Source organism: Photorhabdus hainanensis (genome assembly GCF_018448965.1).
Classification (GTDB): Bacteria; Pseudomonadota; Gammaproteobacteria; order Enterobacterales; family Enterobacteriaceae; genus Photorhabdus; species Photorhabdus akhurstii.
In genome coordinates this window covers 243,424-269,282 of sequence record NZ_RCWD01000001.1, presented here as the reverse complement: position 1 = coordinate 269,282, position 25,859 = coordinate 243,424, and the positions used below count along the sequence as shown (strand labels likewise).

At 42.6% G+C, this 25,859-nt stretch carries 31 protein-coding genes; 20 read left to right on the top strand and 11 right to left on the bottom strand.

Features of this window, described 5'->3' with window-relative positions:
• Window positions 1–29 precede the first annotated feature (29 nt).
• The 12 genes from fliJ (at window position 30) to EAE92_RS01170 (ending at window position 8,576) form a co-directional block, all read left to right on the top strand.
• The gene (fliJ, locus tag EAE92_RS01225; RefSeq protein ID WP_214066749.1) at window positions 30–473 is read left to right on the top strand and encodes a flagellar export protein FliJ; all 444 of its coding nucleotides are present in this window, start codon (window positions 30–32) and stop codon (window positions 471–473) included.
• The gene (locus tag EAE92_RS01220) at window positions 473–1,804 is read left to right on the top strand and encodes a flagellar hook-length control protein FliK (RefSeq protein WP_214066748.1); all 1,332 of its coding nucleotides are present in this window, start codon (window positions 473–475) and stop codon (window positions 1,802–1,804) included. The genes fliJ and EAE92_RS01220 overlap by 1 nt, the downstream gene beginning before the upstream one ends.
• A 213-nt stretch (window positions 1,805–2,017) precedes the next feature.
• Entirely contained in the window at window positions 2,018–2,494 is a 477-nt protein-coding gene (gene fliL, locus EAE92_RS01215) for a flagellar basal body-associated protein FliL (RefSeq protein ID WP_214066808.1), read from the top strand.
• Window positions 2,495–2,499: 5 nt separating this feature from the next.
• Complete coding sequence (fliM, locus tag EAE92_RS01210) at window positions 2,500–3,504, top strand: flagellar motor switch protein FliM (RefSeq protein ID WP_046395727.1); 1,005 nt, start codon at window positions 2,500–2,502, stop codon at window positions 3,502–3,504.
• On the top strand, window positions 3,497–3,916 hold the full coding sequence (fliN, locus tag EAE92_RS01205) for a flagellar motor switch protein FliN (protein WP_011146202.1): 420 nt from the start codon (window positions 3,497–3,499) through the stop codon (window positions 3,914–3,916). Before fliM ends, fliN begins: the two co-directional genes overlap by 8 nt.
• Before the next feature lies 1 nt (window position 3,917).
• Window positions 3,918–4,370: a flagellar biosynthetic protein FliO gene (gene fliO, locus EAE92_RS01200; RefSeq protein ID WP_110091309.1), complete on the top strand. Its 453-nt coding sequence runs from the start codon at window positions 3,918–3,920 to the stop codon at window positions 4,368–4,370.
• Between the two features lie 49 nt (window positions 4,371–4,419).
• Entirely contained in the window at window positions 4,420–5,136 is a 717-nt protein-coding gene (gene fliP / locus EAE92_RS01195; RefSeq protein WP_214066807.1) for a flagellar type III secretion system pore protein FliP, read from the top strand.
• Between the two features lie 20 nt (window positions 5,137–5,156).
• Entirely contained in the window at window positions 5,157–5,426 is a 270-nt protein-coding gene (gene fliQ / locus EAE92_RS01190; protein ID WP_011146199.1) for a flagellar biosynthesis protein FliQ, read from the top strand.
• A 2-nt stretch (window positions 5,427–5,428) separates the two neighbouring features.
• Window positions 5,429–6,211 carry a flagellar biosynthetic protein FliR gene (gene fliR / locus EAE92_RS01185; protein ID WP_214038969.1) on the top strand — a complete coding sequence of 261 codons (783 nt, stop codon included), beginning with the start codon at window positions 5,429–5,431 and terminating at the stop codon, window positions 6,209–6,211.
• A 205-nt stretch (window positions 6,212–6,416) separates the two neighbouring features.
• Window positions 6,417–6,824, top strand: a complete 408-nt coding sequence (locus EAE92_RS01180; protein WP_214066747.1) for a cytidine deaminase — start codon at window positions 6,417–6,419, stop codon at window positions 6,822–6,824.
• Window positions 6,825–7,222: 398 nt separating this feature from the next.
• Complete coding sequence (locus tag EAE92_RS01175; RefSeq protein ID WP_214066746.1) at window positions 7,223–8,140, top strand: phage tail protein; 918 nt, start codon at window positions 7,223–7,225, stop codon at window positions 8,138–8,140.
• A gap of 10 nt (window positions 8,141–8,150) precedes the next feature.
• Window positions 8,151–8,576, top strand: a complete 426-nt coding sequence (locus tag EAE92_RS01170) for a tail fiber assembly protein (RefSeq protein WP_214066745.1) — start codon at window positions 8,151–8,153, stop codon at window positions 8,574–8,576.
• 26 nt (window positions 8,577–8,602) lie between these two features.
• Here EAE92_RS01170 and EAE92_RS01165 read toward each other — a convergent pair whose 3' ends face one another.
• Window positions 8,603–8,953 (bottom strand): tail fiber assembly protein, encoded by a 351-nt coding sequence (locus EAE92_RS01165; RefSeq protein WP_214066744.1) that lies wholly within the window; start codon window positions 8,951–8,953, stop codon window positions 8,603–8,605.
• A 2-nt stretch (window positions 8,954–8,955) separates the two neighbouring features.
• Window positions 8,956–9,729, bottom strand: coding sequence for a hypothetical protein (locus EAE92_RS01160; protein ID WP_214066743.1), 774 nt, complete (start codon window positions 9,727–9,729; stop codon window positions 8,956–8,958).
• Between the two features lie 225 nt (window positions 9,730–9,954).
• Here EAE92_RS01160 and EAE92_RS01155 point away from each other — a divergent pair, with 225 nt between their 5' ends.
• The 7 genes from EAE92_RS01155 (at window position 9,955) to EAE92_RS01125 (ending at window position 13,993) form a co-directional block, all read left to right on the top strand.
• On the top strand, window positions 9,955–10,206 hold the full coding sequence (locus tag EAE92_RS01155) for a cytidine/deoxycytidylate deaminase family protein (RefSeq protein WP_214066742.1): 252 nt from the start codon (window positions 9,955–9,957) through the stop codon (window positions 10,204–10,206).
• Window positions 10,207–10,426: 220 nt separating this feature from the next.
• The gene (locus EAE92_RS01150) at window positions 10,427–10,984 is read left to right on the top strand and encodes a LemA family protein (RefSeq protein WP_036807480.1); all 558 of its coding nucleotides are present in this window, start codon (window positions 10,427–10,429) and stop codon (window positions 10,982–10,984) included.
• Window positions 10,985–11,001: 17 nt separating this feature from the next.
• Entirely contained in the window at window positions 11,002–11,877 is an 876-nt protein-coding gene (locus EAE92_RS01145; RefSeq protein ID WP_214066741.1) for a hypothetical protein, read from the top strand.
• Between the two features lie 11 nt (window positions 11,878–11,888).
• Window positions 11,889–12,425: a LemA family protein gene (locus EAE92_RS01140; protein ID WP_036807477.1), complete on the top strand. Its 537-nt coding sequence runs from the start codon at window positions 11,889–11,891 to the stop codon at window positions 12,423–12,425.
• Between the two features lie 5 nt (window positions 12,426–12,430).
• Window positions 12,431–12,841, top strand: coding sequence for a hypothetical protein (locus tag EAE92_RS01135; protein WP_040152459.1), 411 nt, complete (start codon window positions 12,431–12,433; stop codon window positions 12,839–12,841).
• A 439-nt stretch (window positions 12,842–13,280) separates the two neighbouring features.
• Window positions 13,281–13,541 carry a type II toxin-antitoxin system RelE family toxin gene (locus tag EAE92_RS01130; protein WP_110087127.1) on the top strand — a complete coding sequence of 87 codons (261 nt, stop codon included), beginning with the start codon at window positions 13,281–13,283 and terminating at the stop codon, window positions 13,539–13,541.
• Window positions 13,542–13,618: 77 nt separating this feature from the next.
• Window positions 13,619–13,993, top strand: a complete 375-nt coding sequence (locus EAE92_RS01125) for a helix-turn-helix domain-containing protein (RefSeq protein WP_214066740.1) — start codon at window positions 13,619–13,621, stop codon at window positions 13,991–13,993.
• A 246-nt stretch (window positions 13,994–14,239) separates the two neighbouring features.
• On the opposite strand, the gene EAE92_RS01120 is transcribed toward EAE92_RS01125, so the two are convergent.
• The 8 genes from EAE92_RS01120 to EAE92_RS01085 all read right to left on the bottom strand — a co-directional run bounded on the left by EAE92_RS01120 (window position 14,240) and on the right by EAE92_RS01085 (window position 23,865).
• On the bottom strand, window positions 14,240–14,509 hold the full coding sequence (locus EAE92_RS01120; protein WP_036783358.1) for a type VI secretion system PAAR protein: 270 nt from the start codon (window positions 14,507–14,509) through the stop codon (window positions 14,240–14,242).
• Window positions 14,510–14,634: 125 nt separating this feature from the next.
• Window positions 14,635–15,678, bottom strand: a complete 1,044-nt coding sequence (locus EAE92_RS01115) for a hypothetical protein (protein ID WP_214066739.1) — start codon at window positions 15,676–15,678, stop codon at window positions 14,635–14,637.
• A 181-nt stretch (window positions 15,679–15,859) separates the two neighbouring features.
• A complete protein-coding gene (locus EAE92_RS01110; RefSeq protein ID WP_214066738.1) occupies window positions 15,860–16,903 on the bottom strand; it encodes a hypothetical protein in 1,044 nt (347 codons plus the stop codon).
• Window positions 16,904–17,085: 182 nt separating this feature from the next.
• Entirely contained in the window at window positions 17,086–18,129 is a 1,044-nt protein-coding gene (locus tag EAE92_RS01105) for a hypothetical protein (RefSeq protein WP_214066737.1), read from the bottom strand.
• Window positions 18,130–18,310: 181 nt separating this feature from the next.
• A complete protein-coding gene (locus tag EAE92_RS01100) occupies window positions 18,311–19,288 on the bottom strand; it encodes a hypothetical protein (protein WP_246544940.1) in 978 nt (325 codons plus the stop codon).
• Between the two features lie 49 nt (window positions 19,289–19,337).
• Window positions 19,338–20,939, bottom strand: coding sequence for a hypothetical protein (locus EAE92_RS01095; protein WP_214066735.1), 1,602 nt, complete (start codon window positions 20,937–20,939; stop codon window positions 19,338–19,340).
• 32 nt (window positions 20,940–20,971) lie between these two features.
• Entirely contained in the window at window positions 20,972–21,898 is a 927-nt protein-coding gene (locus EAE92_RS01090) for a DUF4123 domain-containing protein (protein WP_214066734.1), read from the bottom strand.
• Window positions 21,898–23,865, bottom strand: a complete 1,968-nt coding sequence (locus EAE92_RS01085) for a type VI secretion system Vgr family protein (RefSeq protein ID WP_214066733.1) — start codon at window positions 23,863–23,865, stop codon at window positions 21,898–21,900. The genes EAE92_RS01090 and EAE92_RS01085 overlap by 1 nt, the downstream gene beginning before the upstream one ends.
• A 611-nt stretch (window positions 23,866–24,476) precedes the next feature.
• On the opposite strand from EAE92_RS01085, the gene EAE92_RS01080 reads away from it, so the two are divergent.
• On the top strand, window positions 24,477–24,740 hold the full coding sequence (locus tag EAE92_RS01080) for a hypothetical protein (RefSeq protein ID WP_246544938.1): 264 nt from the start codon (window positions 24,477–24,479) through the stop codon (window positions 24,738–24,740).
• A gap of 153 nt (window positions 24,741–24,893) precedes the next feature.
• Here the strand turns inward: EAE92_RS01080 and flgL are convergent, their stop codons facing one another.
• Complete coding sequence (gene flgL / locus EAE92_RS01075; protein ID WP_214066731.1) at window positions 24,894–25,859, bottom strand: flagellar hook-associated protein FlgL; 966 nt, start codon at window positions 25,857–25,859, stop codon at window positions 24,894–24,896.

Here is a 25,859-nt window from a genome sequence, read left to right as displayed (position 1 = left end):
TGTGTGTTGCCATTAAAGCGAGGAATAAGATGCTGCAACAATCACCTCTCATGACCTTGCGTGAACTTGCACAAAACGCAGTGGAAAAAGCCGCCACTCATCTGGCGCAAGTTCGTCAGAACCATCAGCAAATGGAGCAACAACTCACAACATTGATGGGCTATCAGGATGAGTATCGGGAACGCCTGAACGATACGTTGAGTAACGGTATGCCGTGCACCACCTGGCAAAATTATCAGCAATTCATGAAAACGCTGGAAAAAGCGATTGAGCAGCACAAATTACAGCTCAATCAATGGCAACAGCGTCTTGATACCGCTTTATCACAATGGCGGGAAAAACAACAGCGCCTCAATGCCTTCGATACTTTGCAACAACGGGCGGATAACAACCGAAGATTACATCAGAACAGAACGGAGCAGAAACAGATGGATGAGTATGCCCAACGTAGCGCACAACGGAGAAATAAATAATGAACCTCACTCTTTTGCCTGCCGACCTGAAACCGACAGAAAACCAACCAGCACGTAGTGATTCACTCACTGATGCCGATCAGCTTTCGGCTTTTGCTCAGTTTCTTAATTTGGAAAATGAACTGGCGCAAAAAGGTGCGGTCAAACCAGAAAAAGCGTCATCCAAGGAAGAAAAGACTAAAGATGATACAGACAACGGTTTGTCGCCGCTATTATCTATTTCCAACGAACTATCCATTTCAAATGAACTATCGATCTCAAACGAATTATCTATCCCACATGAAATACCAACGGAGTCTATTACCTCCTCGCAGATTCCCCTTGATGTAAAAGCCGATGCAAACAAACAACTGGTTTCCATTGATGAGAAACTTATGTCAGCGGAAGAGCTGGCGGCAAGTTTACCCATACAATTATCCGGGTTAGCCATCAAATCAGAAAACCCGAAAAGCGGCCTCCAACCTGACAGGCTCATCAAGCATAATGATAAAAACCGTCAAATTAGCGCTCAAGAATTAGTCGCCACAGGATTATCGACCGAGGAAAACCCTCTGACAGCGATTCCAGAACAGCTAAAACAGGAAGCAGAAAAAGCGGAAATGCCTTTTAAAGCCAAACCTGAAAACGGACCGGCGCAACATTCGCCAGTAAAATCCAAGCTTGCCTCAGCAGCTATTCAACACGGCATTCAACCTGAAAATGCAACGCAAAATCACCCACGCGAATCCGCACTGATTCAGACCACCGCTCAAACTGAGATCCAGCACGCACCAACCGCCACTGAAAATCAGCAAATCTCCTCTGTAACAACCTCTCCCCTACTCTCCGCAGGGCACAATCAGACAGCCCAGTTTCAATTATCCAGCGCCTCTACCCCTTTACTGAATGCCCAGTTGGGTAGTGAAGAGTGGCAACAACAATTAAACCAGCAAATTATTTTGTTCAATCGCAACGGTCTGCAACAGGCAGAGTTGCGCCTGCATCCACAAGAGCTAGGCGCATTGCAAATCCGTATGTCCATTGAAGATAATCAAGCGCAATTACATCTGGCATCGGCTCACAGCCATGTCCGTGCAGCACTGGAAGCAGCATTACCTGGACTTCGCCACGCACTGGCGGAAAGCGGCATTCAACTGACCCAAAGCAGTGTCGGCAGTGATAACGCCAGTCCGTGGCAACAAGAACAACGCTCTGGTTCACAACATTCAGGCGGAACCGCAAGTCACAATGCTGATACCACCTCAGAAAACCACTCCGCTACTGAATCCACTGTACATTTAACCCCTCATCAACTGGCGTCAGTACGGGGCGGTGTGGACATTTTCGCCTGATAGTGAGTGCAGCCAACAAAGAGGCAACTTGAAAGATAACGGGTATAAACCAGATTCACAACAAACGAACGAGTTAGTAGTTTTTTCCCCGTTTGTTCCAGCTATTGCCGACGGAAATACGCGGGATAATAATCATCGATATTGATGGATAAGTCAGTCCGCCACGGAACGCGAGGACACTTATCCGCAACAAAAACAGGAACTTGTCTGTCCATGTCTGACTATAGCTACGAGCATAAACGCAAAAATCCATTTGGGATGATACTGTTAATACTGATTGCCATTATCGGCGCCGCCATCGGGGGATACAGTTGGTGGGCGCTTAAACAGGCAAAAGAGAGTGATTCCACAGCATCCAAAGCCATAGCAGTCCCTGTCTTTATGACTCTGGAGCCTTTCACCGTCAACCTGATCGACAATGAAGATCACTTTGACCGAGTGCTCTATATCGGCGTGACTTTACGTTTAGCCGATGAAAAAACTCGTCAGCGCTTCCACGAGTATCTGCCGGAAGTTCGTAGTCGTATGTTGTTACTACTATCACGCCAGAAATCGGCCGATCTGGCGCACGACAGCGGTAAATTGCGTCTGATGGACGACATCAAGCAAACACTTCTCCCAACCTTGGTGCCCGGTGAGCCGGATCAGGTCATCACCGATGTGCTGTTTACCACGTTTATTCTGCGATAATCACCATGAGTGACAATATTCTTTCACAGGCAGAGATTGATGCTCTGCTCAATGGCGACAGCGCCAGTGACGACGCAGAAAATACCGCGTCCAGGGAAAATGAGGTTCGCCCTTATGATCCCAATACCCAACGCCGTGTTATTCGGGAACGTCTGCAAGCACTGGAAATTATTAATGAACGCTTTGCCCGTCAGTTCAGGATGGGGTTGTTTAACATGCTCCGCCGTAGTCCTGACATTACCGTCGGCGCAATAAAAATTCAGCCCTATCATGAATTCGCCCGTAATTTGGCAGTACCGACCAACCTTAATCTGGTTCATCTAAAACCGTTGAGAGGGACAGCGCTGTTTGCATTCGCCCCAAGTCTGGTTTACATCGCGGTAGATAACCTGTTTGGTGGCGACGGACGTTTCCCGACCAAAGTAGAAGGCCGTGAATTCACCCATACTGAGCAACGAGTGATTAACCGGATGTTACGCATGGCGCTGGATTCCTATCGTGACGCCTGGAGCGCCATCTTCAAAATTGAAGTGGAGTACATTCGCTCTGAGATGCAGGTGAAATTCACCAACATTACGACATCACCGAACGATATTGTGGTGACAACGCCGTTTCAAGTGGAAATTGGCGCATTGAGTGGTGAATTCAACATCTGTATTCCGTTTGCCATGATCGAACCCCTACGGGAACGCCTGACCAATCCACCGCTGGACAATGTGCGGCAAGAAGACAGCCTGTGGCGGGAAAGTCTGGTAAAACAGGTTCAACATTCAGAGCTGGAATTGATCGCTAACTTTGCTGATATCCCGCTGAGGCTGTCAAAAATCCTGCAACTTCAACCGGGCGATATCTTACCGATTGACAAACCCGAACGCCTGATCGTTCACGTCGATGGCGTGCCCGTACTCACCAGTCAGTACGGAACATTAAACGGGCAATATGCCCTGCGTGTCGAACATCTTATTAACCCTGTTTTAAATGCTCTGGATGAGGAAAAGCCCAATGAGTGATGCTAAGCAACCCACAGATACCGCTGCAACCGGATCTGCCGAAGATATGTGGGCAGAAGCTCTGGAACAACAGGCCGCGCAACAACAAACCTCGGACAGCAGCGCGGCAATATTTGAATCTCTGGAGCCTCAGGATGCACTGGCTCACCTATCGGATATCGATCTGATTCTGGATATTCCGGTCAAATTATCCGTAGAATTGGGCCGGACCAAAATGACCATCAAACAGCTACTGAGACTATCTCAAGGCTCCGTGGTTTCCCTTGATGGCCTTGCCGGGGAGCCGTTGGATATTTTAATCAATGGATATCTGATTGCTCAGGGTGAAGTTGTGGTTGTATCCGATAAATACGGTATTCGTATCACCGATATCATCACCCCTTCTGAACGTATGCGTCGCCTGAGTCGTTAATATGGCTTTCCAGCCCTCTCTGCATAATGGCGCGGCACAACCTGCCGCGCAAACCCAAGCGGTTACTCAAGTCGCCACATCCGCGCCGCTTCCCGCAGGTCAGACGCTGATGCAAGTCAGCAGCGCGCTGGCGGGAGTGTTGCTGTTAATCTTCACCCTCACTTGGTTAATACGCCGCATGGGGCTGTTTGCCAACAAAGGAAAAAGCCAGCAACAATTAAGTATCAAAGCCAGTTGTTCTCTGGGACAACGTGAACGTGTCGTCATTGTAGAAGTTGAAGATAACTGGTTGGTTCTGGGTGTCACTGCTCAGCAAATTAATTTATTACACCAGATGCCAATACCTGAATCCAGCCGGGATAACACCGAAGGACAAGTTATAAAACCGGCACTGTTTGGTCAGATTTTAAAAAACACGCTGATGCGACAAGGCAAGAATGATGAGAAAAAGTAGTTCTCTCTTTATGACAAGGGATAAGTTTGCATTGTCATGCCGCCTGGGGATGATACTCACTGCGCTTATTTTACCGATGGATGCCGCAGCACAGTTGCCGGGCATAATCAGTCAACCGCTGGCAAACGGCGGACAAAGTTGGTCACTACCGGTTCAGACGTTAGTTTTCATTACCGCTCTGACTTTTATTCCCGCCGCCTTGCTTATGATGACCAGTTTTACCCGCATTATTATTGTGTTGGGTTTATTGCGGAATGCTTTAGGCACCCCATCGGCACCGCCTAATCAGGTTTTACTTGGACTGGCGCTATTTATGACGTTTTTCATTATGTCACCGGTTTTCGATAAAGTTTATCAAGATGCGTATCTGCCTTTCAGCGAAGATAAAATCAACCTGGAAACCGCATTAGAAAATGGCGCCAAACCATTACGGCAATTTATGTTGCGTCAGACAAGGGAAAACGATTTAGCGCTGTTTGCTCGTCTTGCTGATCAACCGCCGTTTGAAACTGCCGATTCTGTCCCTATGCGAGTACTGATGCCGGCATTTATCACCAGCGAATTGAAAACCGCTTTCCAAATTGGTTTTACGCTGTTTATTCCATTTTTGATTATCGACCTGGTGGTCGCCAGCGTATTAATGGCATTGGGGATGATGATGGTGCCCCCCGCCACCATCTCACTGCCCTTCAAACTCATGTTATTTGTACTGGTTGACGGCTGGCAATTACTATTGGGTTCTCTGGCACAAAGTTTTTACGGTTGACCTGAAAAGAGGCAAACATTATGACTCCTGAATCAGTCATGGCATTGGGAACAGAAGCCATGAAAGTCGCGCTGGCGCTGGCTGCGCCGTTGCTGTTAGCGGCTTTATTATGTGGTTTAATCGTGAGCTTGCTGCAAGCGGCAACACAGGTTAACGAAATGACACTCTCATTTATTCCCAAAATTCTGGCGGTATTTGTCACTACCGTTATCGCCGGACCTTGGATGCTAAACCTATTTCTGGACTACATGCGTGAACTCTACAGCAGCATACCGGTGATAATTGGCTAATTATGATCGCTTTTAACAGTGAGATGCTGATCCAGTTCGTCAGTGAATTTTTCTGGCCGCTGGTTCGGGTGCTTGCGCTGTTCAGCACTGCGCCATTATTCAGTGAAAAACAGGCGCCTAAGAAAGTCAAAATCGGGCTGGCAGTGATGGTAACACTGCTTTTGATGCCAAACCTGCAACCTGCGCAAGTGCCTATTTTCTCTGTTGCGGCATTCTGGGTGATGCTCCAGCAAATCCTGATTGGGGCATCCCTTGGCCTGACGATGCAAATTGCCTTTGCCGCCGTGCGTCACGCCGGTGAAATAATTGGTTTACAGATGGGGCTTTCATTCGCGACCTTTTTTGATCCCTCCGGCGGCCCCAATATGCCTATTTTGGCACGAATCTTTAACCTCTTGACCTTACTGTTATTTCTGGCCTTTGACGGTCATCTATGGCTATTATCGGTTCTGGCAGATACATTCCGCATTATTCCCGTACAACCATTGCAACTCAGCGCCCAAGGATTTTTACTACTAGCACAAAGCGCCAGTATGATATTTATCAACGGCATGATGCTGGCTCTGCCATTAATTACGCTGTTATTAACACTGAATTTATCATTGGGGATTTTAAACCGGATGACACCACAACTCTCCATCTTTGTGGTCGGTTTTCCGTTAACACTGACTACCGGTATATTGGTACTCACGCTTTTAATCCCGATGTTAGCGCCATTTACCGAGCGTATGTTTAGTGAATTATTTAATCGGCTGGCAGTCATTATAAGTGGAATGGTTATTTAAAATCAAAACCACTCCCAAAACCCATTAAGTATTATATACTATATAAATCGTACTATTTAATGTTGTAAAATTTCACCTATAAGCAAGAGAAAATCGCGTTTTAGTTATATAACAGACTTTCAACCACGGCTAAAAACTTATTTTTTCAAAGATATTATTAACACAGAAAAAGAAAATAAGCTAATTGGACTAGAGCAGTAAATTGATGAATATAGAACAAGAGTTACATAATGCCGCAGTTAACTTAATTGAAAAACGATACCCTAAAGGATGGGGTGGAGCAGCTGCGGTACGGACAGAATCGGGCAAAATCTTAACCAGCATCGCCCCTGATACCAAAAATGACGCCTTATCCCTTTGTATGGAAGTTGGCGCCTATTTAGAAGCGCATAAACTGAATGAAGTGGTAACACACTCTTTATGTCTCTGCCGTGAAGACGCCGGTTGTGAATATATCATTTTGACGCCCTGTGGAATATGTCAAGAACGTCTGGTTCATTGGGGAGGCTCCGTAAAAGTGGCTGTCACTAATGAGAAAAACGAGCTGTTATTTAAAACTATACGTGAACTGCAACCTTATCATTGGTCCGCCGTTAATGGAGAAAAGCTCTAATATATGTGATTTATTTTAACTTAGTTATTTTCTTTTATTTTTAAGTATTCCTTATAGTTAATATTCAGTATCACAGTTGTATTTTCTTTTTTCAACAAAATAGACACTCATCGGAAAGCTTAATTCGTTCAGATTCTAAGCATTCTAATTATCAAAAGAAGTGCAGATTTTTAATTTCTATGGTTATAGCATTAAGTATCTTGGGTATATTTTGATTGCAAAATATCAGATTATTTACTATTACCAACTGTACAAAAATAGTTAACCATCTGAGCTATAAGAACATTTAATTATTCCTTTTGTGAATTAAACTATAATTAACGCGAATTATGATAAATCATCTACCATAATTCAATATGTTGCTTATGAAACAATAATATATAATTTAAGGAAAAAACATGAGTCTCAAGCCCCAGAATGATTTTAAAGCCTTTTCTATCAGTAATAATGCAAATGTAGTGAGCCAAGAAAGATATGAAGAAAGCCGGAGTTTAAAAAATGGGTTTCCGCCAGATAATGTGACTACTCATGAATTAAATAAGGTGTTACGTCAGTCGTCCACGATATCCTCTGTTGTTGCTAATTTTATCGCAACACACTCCGGAGGAGATGATGTTCTGGATGATGGTGATATAGCTAAACTCACGGCCCAATTAAATAGTGCGTTAGAGAAAAAAATCACAACAGAAATTCCCAGTACCTCATTAACACAAAAAGGGATTGTTCAACTTACTAACAAGACAGGCGATAGTAACACACTCGCGGTAACGCAGAAGCTGGCTTCCGATATAAATGATAATGCTAATAATAAACTGGCAAAAGACCGAAACGGCGCAGACATTCCTGATAAAAATGAGTTCGTGAAAAACCTCGGTTTAGCAGAAACCCAGCGACTGGCTGGTGATGCGCTGAATAAATACTCAAATGGAGCAGATATTCCAGACAAACCCGCGTTTGTGCGTCATTTGGGTTTAGCTGACGCAGCCTACCGAACAATCGGAATTGGCCAGGGGCAAATCCCCGATATGGGGGAATTCGAGTTTCTACGTTCTGTATCAGGTTATCAGAAATTGCCGGGCGGGTTCGTTATTCAATGGGGCAGTAAAATTGTTTCACCTGAACAAATAGAAACGGTGATGTTCCCAACCTCGTTTTTGAATGAGGCGCTGGTTGTCGTGGGTATGCAACACAGTGCGACCTATCTACCCGCAACGGCAACCATCAACCAGTCAACGTATACGCGGCGTTCATTCAGAGTGAAGAATCAAAGCGGCGTCCACCAACTAGATTTTCGTTATATTGCTATTGGTTATTAAGGGGAGGGCTATGATTATTTATTTTTTAGCAAACCCTCTAGGGTTCTACTCGGCATCGATGAAACAGGATTATATCGATGCCGGCTCATGGCCGGAAAATGCCGTAGAAATGACCGCCGCGGAAAAAAATACGTATTGGATGACCAATCCACCGGAGGGAAAACGATTAGGCGCGGACAACGCAGGGCGTCCTGTTTGGGTTGATATCCCACCGCCAACGCCTGAGCAATTGCAGCAGCGGGCTGAGTCCCAGAAACGGCAATTGTTGGATACCGCCAGAGCCAAAATTGATATTTATCAGGATGCCGTCGATTTAGATATGGCAACTGACGCCGAAAAATCCGCATTAACCGCATGGCGCAAATATCGAGTACTGCTCAATCGGGTGGATTGCGCTACCGCCCCCGATATCCAATGGCCTGAGCAGCCCAAATAAATATAGGGGCTTCGTGCCCCTAATTTTTACTCTGGCGCTTTAGGCCAGTCAATGCTTGGTGCTGTCGAACAGTCTACACGGTTTAGGAGGACACAGTACCGTTTCCATTCTGTCAGTTTGCTCTGTTCTGCGTCCGTCGCCATCTGGAGATCGACTGCGTATTGCAGCGGGGTAATGACAGTTGAGGCACGTGATAGTAAACTCCGTTTCTGTGATTCAGCGCGTTGCTGTAGCTGTTTTGAGGTTGGCGGTGGATTTAGGATTTCGTCAACCTCGGACTCTGTAATCAGGGTGAAACTCGGTTCAATCCACGCGTCCTGAGAACCGTCGGACGCAAACGCGTAAATTTTGTTATCGGTAGATTTGTAGTATTTCATGATTACCTCAACTCAATCCAGGAATGGATACCGCCATATATACCATTAGCCCATCCCGCTTTCACCGTATAGCGACTACCTGGCGGAACGATAAAACTAAACGAATGCATCTGATCCGAGCTATCAAATGGCACCCAAAAATAACCAACACGAACGCCATCTACCTCACCCCCCATACTAAACGAGTCTCCGTTTGTATTTCTGGTATTTTTACTCTGAACGTAAACAGCTATTGGCCTATCCGTATCATTGGTGTACCACGTACCGTTACGGCGTGATGATGTCACATCTACCCATTGTTGCCCCACACCGAGCAGTTGCGATTCCAATGCGGCCACACCGGATTTTTTGCGCAGACTGACATAATATTGCGTTTTAGTGGTACTATCGCGGTAATACACCGTCATCATTTCAGGTTTATCATGTGGGGTTGCAGATAACTGAACATAGTAACCATTCGCATTTTTTAATTTTATCCCCGCCCAATCATGCACCGCCTCAACGTCCACACCGCCGCACGAAAACATGTCATGTGATTTTTTCAGGGCAAAACGCCCGTCCGATTCACCAATCGAATACACACCAATTTCGCGGGGTTCAGGTTTGTGGGCCTCACTGTATACCCGAGACCAGCGCCCATCACTATGGCGATCATGTAGCGTTGTTCCGCCAATCCAGCCGGTGACATCAATATCGCTGGTTACGAACAGTTTCCCCTCAATGGTGCCGCCTGTTTTGGGGTAGGCATTTTCCGCTAGTCGCTGTGTTTCTGCCAAACCAGGGTTTTATATAACCATCAACTGACATCAATCTTTATTTAAGCAACATTTAAACGGTATGGAATAGTGTCAAAATCATATTCATCTGTATGTCAATTAATGACCAAAATGACGATTTACTGTGAAAAATAGTGATAAAATGAAATTGTAAGCGAAAAAATAAAGCCGACTAGTTCTGACTTCACCTTCAACCCTACCCCGAAGGTGGGATTCTACTTTTGTATGGAAATAGGCGCCTATTTAGAAGCCCATAAACTGAATGAAGCGGTAACGCACTCTATATGTCTCTACCGTGAAGATGCCGGTTGTGAATATATCATTCTGTCACCCTGTGGAATATGTCAAGAACCTCTGGTTCATTGGGGAGGCTCAGTAAAAGCGGCGGTAACTAATGAGAAAAACGAACTGTTATTTAAAACTATACGTGAATTACGACCTTATCATTGGTCCGCCATTAATGGAGAAAAACTCTAATATATGTGATTCTTAGATTCACATAGTAAATGCAATTAAATCTTCTTTTAAAAAATTGCATTTATTGAATTAAATCTGTCCTCGATATAGTATGCTTAATACTCTTGTATTCTCATTTCTAAATGATTATGGCAGGTTAAACCAAGTGGGGGGCTACCCCAGTCAGCAGGGAGAGCATGACTTATATAGTAAATATAACCGGATTTTCGTGGAGAAAAAGATGACAGTAACCACTATTATTATCTCTCTCATTGCTGTAGGACTTATCGGCTGGGGGATCACAATTTATAACCGGCTGGTTGCTCTGAAAGAGCAGACAAGCAATACATTTGCCAATATCGATGTTATTTTAAAACAGCGTGCAGAACAGATCCCGCAGCTTGTGACCGTGCTGGAAAAGTCTATGGAACATGAACGTGATATTTTTACTCGGTTAAGTGATGCACGGCAGGGATATCTTAATGCCAATACCCTCACGGATAAAATCAAAGCCTCCAATGAAATGAGCAATGCATTCCGATCTGTACTGGCGGTAGCTGAAAACTATCCGACATTGATTTCAGGTTCCCAATTTTCACAATTGCAGACATCGGTGACGGATCTAGAAAATAAAATTGCTCATCGCCGCGAAATGTTTAATGATGCAGTAACGGAGTATAATACGGCGATTTATCTATTCCCTGATCTGATTTTTGCCCGCATGTTTCATTATCAGAGGCTGCCTTTGTTAGAAATCAGTCAGGCAGAAAAAGCCTATGACGGTATCAAGTTTAAATAAATCAGATGGTAAACCTTATGATGACTATGATATTTTTTATTTTTGTTTTCTCCTGTGTATTAATCTTTTCGTTTGGGAAAAACGCGGCAGAGTATTATAGACAAGCACGGCAGTCCGGTAAATTTGCCAGCAAGGAAATTTGGAAAGTAATTTTAGGCTCGGCGGCTATTGCCATTTTTCTGATTGCCTTTTTTGTTTCACCCGGCGCCTTATTTGGCTTAATTTTATTACTATTTATCTATAACGGTCTGAAAACAACACCGGAAAAAAAATTCCTTAAATTTCAGAAAATTTTGCCCACATCAAAAATCCGCTCAATCGCTATGGGCTTGGTAAAAGTAGAAGGAAGAATAACAGCGGGAACTCACTTTAAAAGCCCTCTGAGTAGAAAGCTATGTTATGGCTATCGCTATTATGAATATGATATCACAGAAGATTCAGAAGGCGATAAACGTTATTCTTTACGTCATTCGGAAGAAAAAATCCGTCGGTTTACTTTAACCGATGATTCAGGATCAGTCCGTATTGATGCAACTCCAGAAACGTTGACACTTGTGAATTTTTCTTCCTATCAGGATTATGAAACCAATTCCGTTTCTTACCAAGAGTATTTGTTATTTCCAAATGAAGAGTATTCAATTATTGGTACAGCTATTGAAAAAGACGATCAAGTTATTATTACTCAGGCGGCTCCTCACAGATTACTGGGGATTGCCTCTAAGGGATATTTGGGCGCCTGGAATGAAGTTGCGCCAATGCGCCGTAATCTTGCAATTACTGTCATTAGCGCGGCAATCCTGATTGCCTTTATTCTGACCGTTCCTTATGAATATCAGTCTCATCATTTAACGGTTTTTTATCGTGAGTCTCCATTATTGAAATGGCTATTTTAGAGATAACAGCAATGGGTGGATATCTTCTCGCTTTTCTTATTCTGGCCGTCATTCTGATGATCGCGGTTCGTTATCTCGTAGGCGTTTTTAATAAAATCGTTATGTTAAAAAGATACCGGGATAAAGCGTTTGCCAATATTGATATTTTACTGAAAAAACAGGTTGATTTAATTCCTCAGCTTATCACGATAACAGAACAAGCAATGGCCCATGAAAAATCGCTCTTTCTGCAACTATCAGAAGTCAGGAGAAACTACCCCAGTGCAAAAATAACTGATGAAAAAGTGAAAATAGGTAATACATTAGCACACCAGTTGCTGTCATTTCTGATAATTGCAAAAAACTATCCGGCCCTAATCAGTCAGCCATCTTTTCAACATTTGCAAGCGCAGATCACTCTGCTGGAAAATCAGATTGCAGACAGACGTGAATTCTTTAATGAAAGTGTTACTCTTTACAATACCGGAATCCGGCAGTTTCCCAATATCATTTTCGCCCGGATATTAAGATATAAACCTAGCCCAATGCTGAACCCCATGCAAGGATAAAACCCATGTTTACCATTCCATTTGATTTATTCGGATTTGTTGATGCCATCCGTGGTAATCCGGGTATTTTAATCGTCACGGCGATTTTCGGCCCTGTGGGTGCAATGTTATGCCTAATTCCCTTTGCTCGAATACCGGTAATTAGCCAGGTTATTCAGACACTGGCTATCAGTCTATTAACCTCTGCTTTTATTAATTTACTCTGTGTCGCGGTCATTTATTTAATCTTTAAAAACGATATTATCCGCCTGTTCTGGAGCTTGATTATTGTCCAAACAGCCTGTTTGTCTTTTTGGTTTATTAATAAAGAAGCCGTGTTTGAACTGGCTGAAGAGGATGACGCCATGCGCCAGAGACATTCAAAAATAGAAAGAAAAAATAATACCAAGAAAAAGAAAAGAAAGCAGAGGAAATAAACATATATACTCTATGGATTTCAAGATGCATCGAGACGGCAAGGGAGCGAATCCCCGGGAGCATAGCGAACTATGTGACTGGGGTGAGCAAGTGCAAACAACAAAGAGGCAGCTTGAAAGATAATGGGTATAAACAACAATCTTTTATTTAAGGGGTAAATCCCTTTAATTTAATTAGGAATAAAATCAATATAAAAAAACAAATAGAAACTAATCTTCATTTCTATAATCACATTTAAAACAGAGAAAGAATTTTATTAAAAAATAAACTCCAATCATCATAAAATTTATATCTGATTTCATCATAAAAAATTGAACTCTACTGGGCGAAACCTTATTTTTCTTCTTAAAATATAAGACTTTCCCTTGATGACATAAGAATAAATACTTATATTTTGAGTATCCAAAGCGGATATGCTCTTTTAAAATAGGGAAAGAAATGGTTAAAGTCATTTGGTCTAAGGCTGCAATCAAACAGCTAACGAGGATCGATACTCGATATCAGAAGACGATAAAACAAAAGGTGAGTTCGCTAACAGATTTTCCTCTTGTTGGTCTGGATATCAGAAAATTATCAGGATTCGATAACAGACATAGGCTCAGAGTTGGCGATTATCGGGTTTTGTTTGAATTACTGGATGGAAAACCTAATATCCTAGAAATTCAGGAAATTAGGCGACGCCAGATAAAAACCTATTAACAAATAGGTGAATTTTCCCATTTAACCATTTACCTCTAAGGGCTACGTAACTACGTAAACATACGGAGCAAAAGAATATGGCTAGTATTCAATTTATTACAGACGAGCACGGCAAAAAACAAGCCGTTATTTTGCCAATGGACGAGTACGAAAGACTGTTGGCAGCTGCGGATCATGATGAAAATTATCAAATTATTCCCTATACAACGGGACCAAATGACGATGAAACTATTCCTCATGAAGTCGCTTCTATCATGGTAGACGATGAAGTTTCACTACAAGCCGCTTGGCGCATTTATCGTGGACTATCACAAGCTGAGGTAGCGGAAAAACTGGGTATAAAACAAGCTGCCGTTTCTCAGTTTGAGAAATCAGATCGCCCACGCAAAGCAACGATTGAAAAATTAGCGGATTTATATGATTGCCGAATAAGTCAACTAATGCTCGACTGATTAAAGTTAGTAAAAAGTTACCAATACGACCAGGGTGAGATCTCACCCTGCTGTTTTCCCACCAATGAAATTGCTGCCGGTATACCCCCCGCTTCATCAACCACTCAAATATCCCCTATCGATTCAATCTGATTATAATGAAAAACCCATTTCCCGACTTTTAACACTAATTTTGTGAATATAAGGGTCCGGGGTTTTACAATCACAAACGGCGCTGCGCATATTAACTGAGAATATATTTTTTCCTTAACCAATATTAACGCTACCACCACCAATCACAACTCCACCACAACTCACTGCATCACCGGTTCTCGCCGCAGGTTTACCATCAACAAAAACGGTACTGGAACCACCGGCAATTATGCGTGAATGAGATGAATGTGGCGCTAAACTATCGCCCTGACGAGCTAAAGGAATACCATCAACTTTCACGCTGGTCGATCCCGAAATAACCGATGTCGCTCCACAATCATCATGCGCTGTGCCAATATCACCAATCTTTACCGCATTACCCATATTTCTTCCCCCATATCTGGCAGAATTAACATAATTAGTCTTTATCTTGCGTAACCGATAATAGCTTTCTTTTGCTGTTCCCATCAAGAAAAAATATCGGGTCAAATAACCCGATATTGCCACCATTAAATCACCTGAACAAAACGGCCATTAATTAATGAAAAGATTGGTGCGACAGTAGCCAAAACCGTTTCTCCATCTTCTTCATCAACGTAATAGTAGGATATTGGGGAACTTTCTGGATCTGATTTATTCACCAGTCTGACCATTCTGCCCTGATTCATTATTTTAACCCGGTAGTCATCCCAGTTAATTGGTCTCATTTTGAAACCTTTTTCGTTGATATCACTGTAAGCAGATTGATCAGCAAAAATACTTTCTTCACTTTCATCAGTGGCCCAAGCCCAGGCTTTAAGCGCAATTTTTTGTTGTTCCCTAAGAGTATTTATATCTTTGGCATTATAAGCCTGCCAGACCGCCATATAAGCCTGTTGCAATTGCTGACGTTGTTCTGGAGTATCGGTATAAGGGGTTGCTTTCTCCCATTCCCAATCAGGTAAGCCACTAATTTTTACATTCCTGCTAAATCGGTATAAGGTCATATTGGGTGGAAATTTCCGGCTATTAAAGAATTTTTTATCTTTATGTCCAGACTCTACGTTTTCTGCCTGAATCGTATGACGCACCACTGGTGTACTAATAGCAGCATATTTCGCTTCATTTGAGGGTGTTATTGCCACAGGCTGACCATTTTTATCAATTGCCACTTCAATTGCCGTCAATACTTCACTTTTTTTACCACGCATGGCTGTCAATTCCAGATTACACTTAGCTTCAGAATTAAAGTGGCTGCGGTCTTTATCTGATAATGCATCTGAGGAAAACCAACCCAATGCGCCAAATTCTAGACTGATTTCATTTTCACCGTTTGTCATAAATAACATGGAAGCCGTACTGGCAGTACCAAATCCCCGACCTTCCCGAGCCGAATTACGGTTATCCATTCCCGTTACACCATTGGTTTTAATATCACAAAAGGCGTATTGGATATCGAATAAACTGCGAATATACAGCCGCGGTTCATTTGCATTAGCACCTTGCACTACTATCACACCTAAACCTGACATAGTAATCACGCCTAACAATAGCAATAACCATTTTAATTTCATTTTATCCTCACATTCCGGGTAATCCGGTGATAAGTTGAATATTACTCAACTTTAATATTAACCAAATCCACAATCCCAGTGTCGTTTTACAATCACCAAATGCCGTATCGATATCACCGACTTTTATTGCATTTTCCATCAAGAGAAAATATCGGGTCAAATAACCAGATATTGCTATCCATTAAATTACCTGAACAAAACGACCATTAATTAATGAGAAAATCGGCGCGGTAGTAGCCCAAACTGTTTCCCCATCTTCCTCATCAACGTAATAGTAGGATACCGGAGAACTTCCCGGATCTGATTTATTCACTAGTCTGATCATTTTACCCTGATTCATTATCTGAACCCGGTAGTCATCCCAATCAATTGGCTTCATCCTGAAATTTTTTGCATTGACATTATTATAAATAGGCTGATCAGCAAAAATACTCTCTTCACTTTCACCAGTGGCCCAAGCCCAAGCTTTGAGCGCGATTTTTCGTTGGTCACGAATTACCTGCAAATTTTTTGCCTGATAAGCCTGCCAGACCGCCACATAAGCCTGCTGCAATTGCTGACGTTGTTCTGGGGTATCGGTATAAGGGGTTGCTTTCTCCCATTCCCAATCAGGTAAGCCGCTGATTTTTACATTACGACTAAACCGGTATAAGGTCATATTGAGTGGATATTCTTTCGGATCAAAATACTTTTTCTCTATATGCCCAGCTTCTATTTTTTCTGCCTGTATCACATGACGTACTATCGGTGTGCTAATAGCAACATATTTCGCTTCATTCACGGGTGTTGTTGCCACAGGCTGACCATTTTTATCAATTACCACTTCAATTGCCGTCAATACTTCACTTTTTTTACCACGCATAGCCGTCAATTCTAGACTACATTTCGCTTCAGGATTAAAACGGTTACGGGTTTCATCTGATAGCTTATCTGAGGAAAACCAACCCAACGCACCAAATTCCAGACTAATTTCATTTTCTCCATTTGCCATTAACAGCATAGCGGCCGTATTTGAAGTCCCAAACCCTCGCCCTTCCCGGGCTGAATCTCGGTTATCCATTCCTGTTACGCCATTGGTTTTAATATCACAAAAAGCATATTGAATATCGAATAAGCTACGAATATACAACCTCGGTTCATTTGCGTTAGCACCTTGCATTACTACCACACCTAACCCTGATATAGTAATTACGCCTAACAATAGCAATAACCATTTTAATTTCATTTTATCCTCACGTTCCGGTGTAACCCGGTGATAAGTGGAATATTATTCAACTTTAATATTAATCAAACCCACAATCCCAGTGTCGTTTTACAATCACCAAATGCTGTATCGATATTACCGACTTTTATTGCATTTCCCATCAAGAGAAAATATCGGGTCAAATAACCCGATATTGCTATCCATTAAATTACCTGAACAAAACGGCCATTAATTAATGAAAAAATCGGCGCAACAGTAGCCAAAACCGTTTCTCCATCTTCCTCATCAACATAATAGTAAGATATTGGAGAACTTTCTGGGTCTGATTTATTCACCAACCTGACCATTCTTCCCTGATTCATTATTTTCACTCTGTAGTCATCCCAATTAATTGGCTTCATTTTGAAACTTTTTATCTTGATATTATGGTAAACAGATTGATCAGCAAAAACACTCTCTTCACTTTCACCGGAAGCCCAAGCCCAGGCTTTGAGCGCAACTTTTTGTTGATCACGGAGTGTATTCAAATCTTTAGCGTTATAGGCCCGCCAGGCAGCCATATAAGCCTGCTGCAATTGCTGACGTTGTTCCGGGGTATCAGTATAAGGGGTTGCTTTCTCCCATGCCCAATCAGGTAAGCCACTGATTTTTACATTTCGGCTAAACCGATATAAAGTCATATCAGGTGGAAATGTTCGGATATCAAAATAGCCTTTATCCTCATGTCCAGCCTCTACGTTTTCTGCCTGAATCGTATGACGCACCACTGGTGTACTAATAGCAGCATATTTCGCTTCATTTGCGGGTGTTATTGCCACAGGCTGACCATTTTTATCTATCGCTACTTCAATTGCGGTCAGCACCTCGCTCTTTTCACCACGCATGGCCGTCAATTCCAGATTACATTTGGCTTCAGGATTAAAGTGGTTGCGGATTTCATCTGATAGCTTATCCGGGGAAAACCAACCCAATGCGCCAAATTCCAGACTGATTTCATTTTCACCGTTTGTCATAAATAACATGGAAGCCGTACTGGCAGTACCAAATCCCCGACCTCGCCGGGCTGAGTTTCGATTATCCATTCCCGTTACGCCATTGGTTTTGATGTCACAAAAGGAATATTGGATATCGAATAAACTGCGAATATACAACCTCGGTTCATTTGCATTAGCACCCTGCATTACCATCACACCTAAACCTGACATAATAATCACACCTAATAATAGCAATAACCATTTTAATCTCATTTTATCCTCACATTCCGGGTAATCCGGTGATAAGTGGAATATTATTCAACTTTAATATTAACCAAATCCACAATCCCTGAATCGTTTTACAATCACCAAACGCTGTATCGATATCACCGATTCTTATTACATTTCCCGTCGAGAAAAAATATCGGGTCAAATAACCCGATATTGCTATCCATTAAATCACCTGAACAAAACGACCGTTAATTAATGAAAAGATTGGTGCGACGGTAGCCAAAACCGTTTCACCATCTTCCTCATCAACGTAATAGTAAGATATTGGAGAATTCTTTAAATCCGACTTATTCACTAATCTAACCATTCTGCCCTGATTCATTATTTTAACCCGATAGTCATCCCAGTTAATTGGTATCATTTTGAAACTTTTTATTTTGATCCTACTATAAACAGATTGATCAGCAAAAACACTCTCTTCACTTTCATTAGTAGCCCAAGCCCAGGCTTTGAGCGCAACTTTTTGTTGATCACGGAGTGTATTCAAATCCTTAGCGTTATAAGCCCCCCAGGCAGCCATATAAGCCTGTTGCAATTGCTGACGTTGTTCCGGGGTATCAGTATAAGGGGTTGCTTTCTCCCATTCCCATTCAGGTAAGCCACTAATTTTTACATTCCTGCTAAATCGGTATAAGGTCATATTGGGTGGAAATTTCCGGCCCTTAAAGAATTTTTTATCTTTATGTCCAGCCTCTACCTTTTCTGCCTGTATCACATGACGTACCACCGGTGTGCTGATAGTAGCGTATTTGCCTTCATTTGTGGGTGTCATTGCCACAGGTTGACCATTTTTATCAATTGCCACTTCCATCGCTGTCAACACCTCACTCTTTTTACCACGCATAGCAGTTAGTTCCAGCGTGCATTTAGCTTCAGGATTAAAGTGATTGCGAGTTTTATCTGGCATTTCACTTGGAGAAAACCAATCCAGCGCACCAAACTCCAGACTGATTTCATTTTCACCATTAGCCATTAATAACATAGATGCTGTACTGCCGGTACCAAATCCCCGGCCTTCCCGAGCCGAATTACGGTTATCCATTCCCGTTACGCCATTGGTTTTGATGTCACAAAAGGCGTATTGGATATCGAATAAACTGCGAATATATAGCCTCGATTCATTTGCCTGAGCACTTAACATAAAAATCACTCCTGATAACAGCAATAACAGTTTCAATCTCATTTTATCCTCACATTCCGGGTAATCCGGTGATAAACGGGATATTATCCATCTTAGGCTTAAAGTTAGGGTCATAACCCATTTCCCATGACCCTGTTTCAGCGCCTGGAACAATTTCGGGACGAACTACAGACCGTTCTTCCCCCATCAGGTTAATTCTCAACGGAGACTCATTAGCTTTTAACGGATCAGCAATAACCCATTTCCACTTCTCTTTGACTTGGATTAAAGATTTTTCACCATCTTCTTTCCCCACATCCACATCTACCTCAAATTCCGCAACAATCCCATTATGGTAGCCAGCCAGATCGATCCCTTTATCATGTTGATCAAGTTCAAAACCCGCCGCTGTTTTTACAGCCACACCCACTCCCATTGCGGCTTCCATTATCATAATATGGGTCTTAAAGGCGACATTCATTTTTCCTTCCAGACTCAATTTCAAATCATTCTTATCACCGGCGTCAAAAGTCCACTGCTTTTGTTTATAAGCGGCACCCAATTGAAAGGACAGATTGCATGCCAAAATAAGGCAACATTCCAGATCTAAATAGTTTTTATCATTTGAATTCCTGCGGGCCAGCGCCTCCCTGAATTTGGCTGCCACACTCTTTATCTTGCAATACGCCGCCCCCATTTGAATGAGATCCAGTTTTGCCGTCATCCCCAGAAAAGGCGCGGCGCTGAAACCCAAAAAATGGGTACGGTCATCCATCGAAGTAGTTCGGTCATAAGCATAAGCCAGCCCAATATTGATGGGGTCCACTTTGAGCTCAAGCAGTTGGTAGCTGCGGGTGCCTTTTGAATCCGGATCAGGCGCCAGGTATTCTTTGGTATAACCCAACAGTTTTTCCACCCGATTGATAGCCTCTAAATTGGGCAGGGTTTTCCTCACCTTATTCACTTCCGCAAACTTCGCCGAGTAATCCATATCCTGAACCGTTAAAGCGTATTCGACGTTAATGGCCGTCTGTCGGGTCAGATAAAATGGGTCCGTATGGGTTGTCCACCCACTGCGCAGTTTATTGCCATTTTTAGGCTTGACATTTTCCATCGCCAGACGCGCTTTTTTCTGTTCATCACGCCGCTCCTTTACAGAACGTTCTCCGTGGGAAAAATCAAAGCTCAATCCAACCGAAACCATAAAACTGACCGATGGGTAAACCGCTATCGTCGCGTACTGTTGATTATCCAGGCAACCCTGGGTTATTAACTTATAATAACGCGGTTCACTGTACATATCTGTCGGATTAGCAAGATTAGATAAATAAAACCAGACACTTTCCAAGTCACTTTCAATCTCAGCGTCTTTTAGCTGATCTTTATAAAATAATGTCACCTCCTGTGGTGCATTAAATTCTAGCGTTTTCTCTTTCTGCCCCCCCGTCAGCACCGCATGATGTTTAGCCGCGTTATTACATTTACCTTCAATCTGTATCGTCCCTTTTTGACCTTTTCCATCATCAATCAGGCTCATCTTAATTACCGGCTTTTCAGGCCATACCTGAGTATTCCGACCAAAAGTGACGCTGATTTTATAAATACAGGGGTCCGGGTTGTCGCATGTCATGCAGGCAACACCGGCACGGGATGAAATAGTTTGCTCAGCCATATCTATTACCTTATCAATTACCTTTTAATTACCTAATCGGGGATAAAACCCAATTCGCTTTTTAATAATGTTTCCATCCGATAATAACCCGGACACTGGGGGTCTCTGAGCGCGGTTAACCATGCCTGCGGGATTTGCTCAAACTGATTGATATGTCTCGCCATCAGCAAATAGAGAAACCCGCCAATGGCACGTTCATCCGTGATTTCATTATCCTGACAAAAATAAAAACAATCCTCCGCTAAGGTTTTATGTTGAATAAATGTCGCCTCATCCATATAGGCGGGAGAATAATGTGTATCAGGAAGCGGGTTTTTCAATATCCGGTCTGAATGTGCCGACAGGGAGTCGTATGGCAGATCTATGGTACCGGCGCCATTATAGTAATTGACTTCATTAATAAATCGCGTCAGTTTATTAATGTATCGTTGTTCGAATAGCTCATTTAACTGAGCATATTGCTTTGTTGTGATCCGCAACATCTTTTGTCTGGAGCATGCCTCTGCGGGAAATTGTTTTCTGGCCGCGTGAAAATTATCTTCATGCTTAACGCCCATCAGAGAAGTGCTAATTTTATTTATCGGCCCCAGAAAACAGTGAATTTCCCAGTCACTGAGGACACTGAGAAACTCCCAGATATTGCGCGGATCATAAAATCGGAAAAATACCGGTTTATCTTGATCGGGTAATAATACTTGAAGATATTTGCGTAAATGCTGACGCAATGTTTTCATATCCGCTTTTGAGTGAAGACAAATCCCCCAACATGTTTGCCATTCCTCTAAATACAGTCCAACTTTTTCTGTCACCTCCACCAGGTAAGGTGCCGCCTTAAGCAGCTCAGGCGGTAAAGATTCGTCATAAAGACAAACCGCAGGGGGATTAAAATTTTCCAAGATAAAAAACAATCGGTATTCAATCGCACCGTCAATGACGACATAATATTTTTCAGCGGCCATCAGTCGTTATCCTCCTTCGGACAGTGTGCAACAAACAAGGAGCCGGCACTGGCGGCAGCTTGCAAAATGACCGGATTCGCCGGGCGCAATAAATCCCCGGGACTCCCCCCAGAGTTCAGATTAATCGATGGACCTTTGATATCGACACCATCAGCATGAATAACGATAAAGCTATTACCTACTTTCAGACTGATTTTGTTGCCACTTTGCACCGTAATATCACCATTGGTATCAATACTGAGCATACCCTGAATTTTCTGTGCCACATTGCCGCCGGCCTGCAAAGTTTTGTCACCCTCAATCTGAACAACATAGTTCCCGATGGTTTTATGTTCCTGCTGCCCATCAACCGTTATTTTGCGGTTATTGGCAATCACCAGTTCATCATCATGGCCAATGCTGGTTGTACGGTTGTAATTAATTCGTTCATCTCGGGAATTCAGCACCTTAATCGCCAGATTCTTCTGAGCATGAATAAATACCTCTTCTCGATCTTTTTCATCTTCAAATCTCAGTTCATTAAAACCGTCCCCTTTATGGGTTTTTGAGCGAATTGACATCTGGGTTTTTGCTATCGGCAGACGGTTAGGCACAATGTTAGTGGCATGATAGGTACGCCCAATAATAATTGGCTGATCTGGATCGCCATGCAGAAAATCCACCAGCACTTCCTGCCCCACTCGGGGGATAGCAATCATGCCCCAGTGATTACCAGCCCAAGCCTGACTGACTCTGATCCAACAAGAACTGTGGTCATTGAATTTGCCATATTGATCCCAGGCAAACTGTACCCGCACGCGCCCGTATTCATCACAAAAGATCTCTTCCCCCTCCGGGCCAACCACTGTCGCAATTTGCAGGCCGTCAATGCGCGGTTTGGGATAAGGCGAAGGACGCCATACCCGGTTGCGATCGCCAAAGGTGAAGCTGTTCGTTAAGGTCGTCCCCATTTCACCGAAACGGGATTCATCCGCCTGCGGCTGTCTACCGTAATGGCTGATTTTAATGACCAGCCACAGGGTATTAAATTGCTCTTTCGGATGATCAGTAAGCGCAAACCCTGATGCCGGCGCCAAGGCAAAACAATCACTTTGTGCGCGGCCAAACATAGCGTCAGTGCGGAGTGCTTCCAGACGATATTGACTCAGGCGCTCGCCACGCTCATCTTTAAAGCGCCCGGGAAAATCATAGTAAGTGTAACTGGGCAAATCTGAACGCTGGTGATTAATTTGGCGTTCGTGATAGTAACAGTCAGCCCCCCACCGCGGATTTTTAAAAGTACGATCCTTCAACACAATGTTGGCAATCCCGACCTGTTCACGCCAACTGAATCGATTGATGCTGCATTGGCTTCCTGTAGCATCCAATTCTGGGTGATAAGGCAATGAAAATTTGTTATTTATCCGATGAGAATCAATGAAAATAATTATCGGTTCACCTCGCTCCTCAGTGAAATCGAAATAATAAAACATCCCTTCATCAGCCAATAAACGATGGAGAAACGCCAGATCACTCTCATCATATTGCACACAAAATTCCCGTTCAGGATGTTCATAACGCAATTGGCAATAGAAGTTTCTAACGCCATTTTCTTTCAATAATATGTCAATAATCTCAGTCACAGATTGATGCTGAAAAATACGGGAATTAACCCGTAATCCCGCACGCCATAAAGCAGGTTGAATGGTCAAGGAATAATGACTGCGATGACGGCCTGTCCTGCTTTGTTCAAACTGAGTCACAATCCCAGTTATACTGCGCTCGGGTTTTCCATCACGATAAACGGTCAGTGTCGCAAAATTATCCAGAACATCAGCGAAATTAATATCCGGATCAGCGCTGGTTAATATCGCCTCCAGACAAAATAACTCTGACAGCGCTTCATCTAGAGTAAACTCCACCACAGCAAAAGTTTTCTCCGGGAGAGAGCCGACAGTAAGTGTAAAAATCAATCCTGAATCTGCCATTACATTCCTCCTGATCCCGTGAGGTTGAGGCTCTGGGAATTAAATAGATCATGTAAAACAACCATAATTTCACCCTCTTTTACTTAAATGATTACCGAACATATTCACCGGCAGATTCATTAACCAAACTTTTCCCTGTTCAACATATGAACGGGAGGGTAGGAAATGGAAGAAATAATCAACTTATTTTTTTGAAAAAACGACATTTTATTCTAATAAAAAGCAGGGGTTTTGGTATAAAACTTCAATATATTGAATGGGTTACGTTAAAATGAATTATAATGATTTTATTAACCAAAATCACTGGCCTAAATCAGCAATAAAAATAAAAGAGAAAAACCAAATTAGCACAATATCTCAAATAACAATATATTTTTTACTTATTAAATTGGCACTCAAATACGGAAAATTCATTTATCTTATTCCTTTCACATCACTGATAAATTTCAATATTTAACTGTTATGGGAAAGTGTTAAGTTAAATTTCTCAGATAAGATTATCTGTAATATATGCAATATAATAATCGTCATGATAAGGAAACAATAAAATGAGACTGATATATATAGACCCTAATCAAACTTTTGAGCTTTATACTGGTGGAAATATAATAATGCCTACTACCCATCATCCTAATTTTAATATAGAAAACAGAGGTCCCGCACCAATTAGAGCCGTAAATTACTGGGCGCCTCCATTCGGAGATTACAATCAGTATGCTTTTATCGACATTCAACCCGGTGAAACTAAATTTTTCCGCAGAGTACCTAACGCGGTTTACTTCTATAAAGTTGTAGTTATTAACCTCAGTAACTACCAACACGCAGAAGCGGTAATTACTCAGTTTCTCCCGGTTCATCCACTGACAGAAATTTAAATTTCAACAATATATTTTCAATATAAGAATTTTTATTTCATTATCTATTTAACTGAAAATATGTAGGATATTTAATTGTCACAATTAAATACATTCAATTGGAAAAATCGCTGGCCTGAAAACCAGCGATTAATATAAATGAGGAAAACCGAATTAACGAAATATTTCAAACAACGACATGCCTTTCATATCGGTAAATGTCTTATAAGATGCTTGAAGTACGGCTTGTTGTTGATAATAATTCGAAATCGCTGAGTTCCATTCTACGTCAACCAGTTGGCTCAAACGGCTTTTATTCGCCAGGCTGCGTTCCGCCCCCAAGCTATCTAAGTCTTCTATTTCTCTCAGTTGTAAACCCAATACCGATTCCACAGAAGAGATATTATTCAACGCGTTGCGGGCGCCGCGGTTAGCCTTATTCAACAATTCCAGCGCATCATCACGACTCTTTTGATCTGCTTCGACAAATGGTGTTTTCAATGACTGAATCGCCATGTCTATGGTTTTAAATATATCAGATTCACTCGGGCTGCCATCCGGCTCTTTGATCGGATTGCTGGTAGACGAGAGAAAGACTTGCTCTCCGGTATGTCCAATAATCATAGAGCGGTTGTTATCCACTTTCTGCGTCATTTCCTCAGAGCCGCCTCGATAGCTAACTGTACCGCTTGTACTCTCATCAAAAGGTTTCGCATCCGTTTTATAGCCGGCAAAAATATAGCGACCATTACCATCGGTGGTGTTGCCCAAATTCACCAGTTGTTCTTTAAATCCTGTCAGTTGAATAGCCAACGAGTTACGATCTTCATCACTCAATACGCCGTTTACTGTGGCGACCAGACTTTCATGAACATTTTGCACCACCCCGACAGCTTTGGATACCACGCTCAATTGCATGGAAATCGCGTTCTTAGCAAACGAGCGAGCCGTTATATATTGCTGGTTCTGAGATTCAGCTTGAGCAACCATGACCCCCTGAGATGCCGCCATCGGATCATCGGATGGATTTATCACCCGCTGACCACTGGATAACTGTGCTCCCTGCTGCATCCATTTCGACTGAGCAGTCGTAATACTCGTCATTTTCTGGTCATACAATATATTGGTACTTACGCGCAC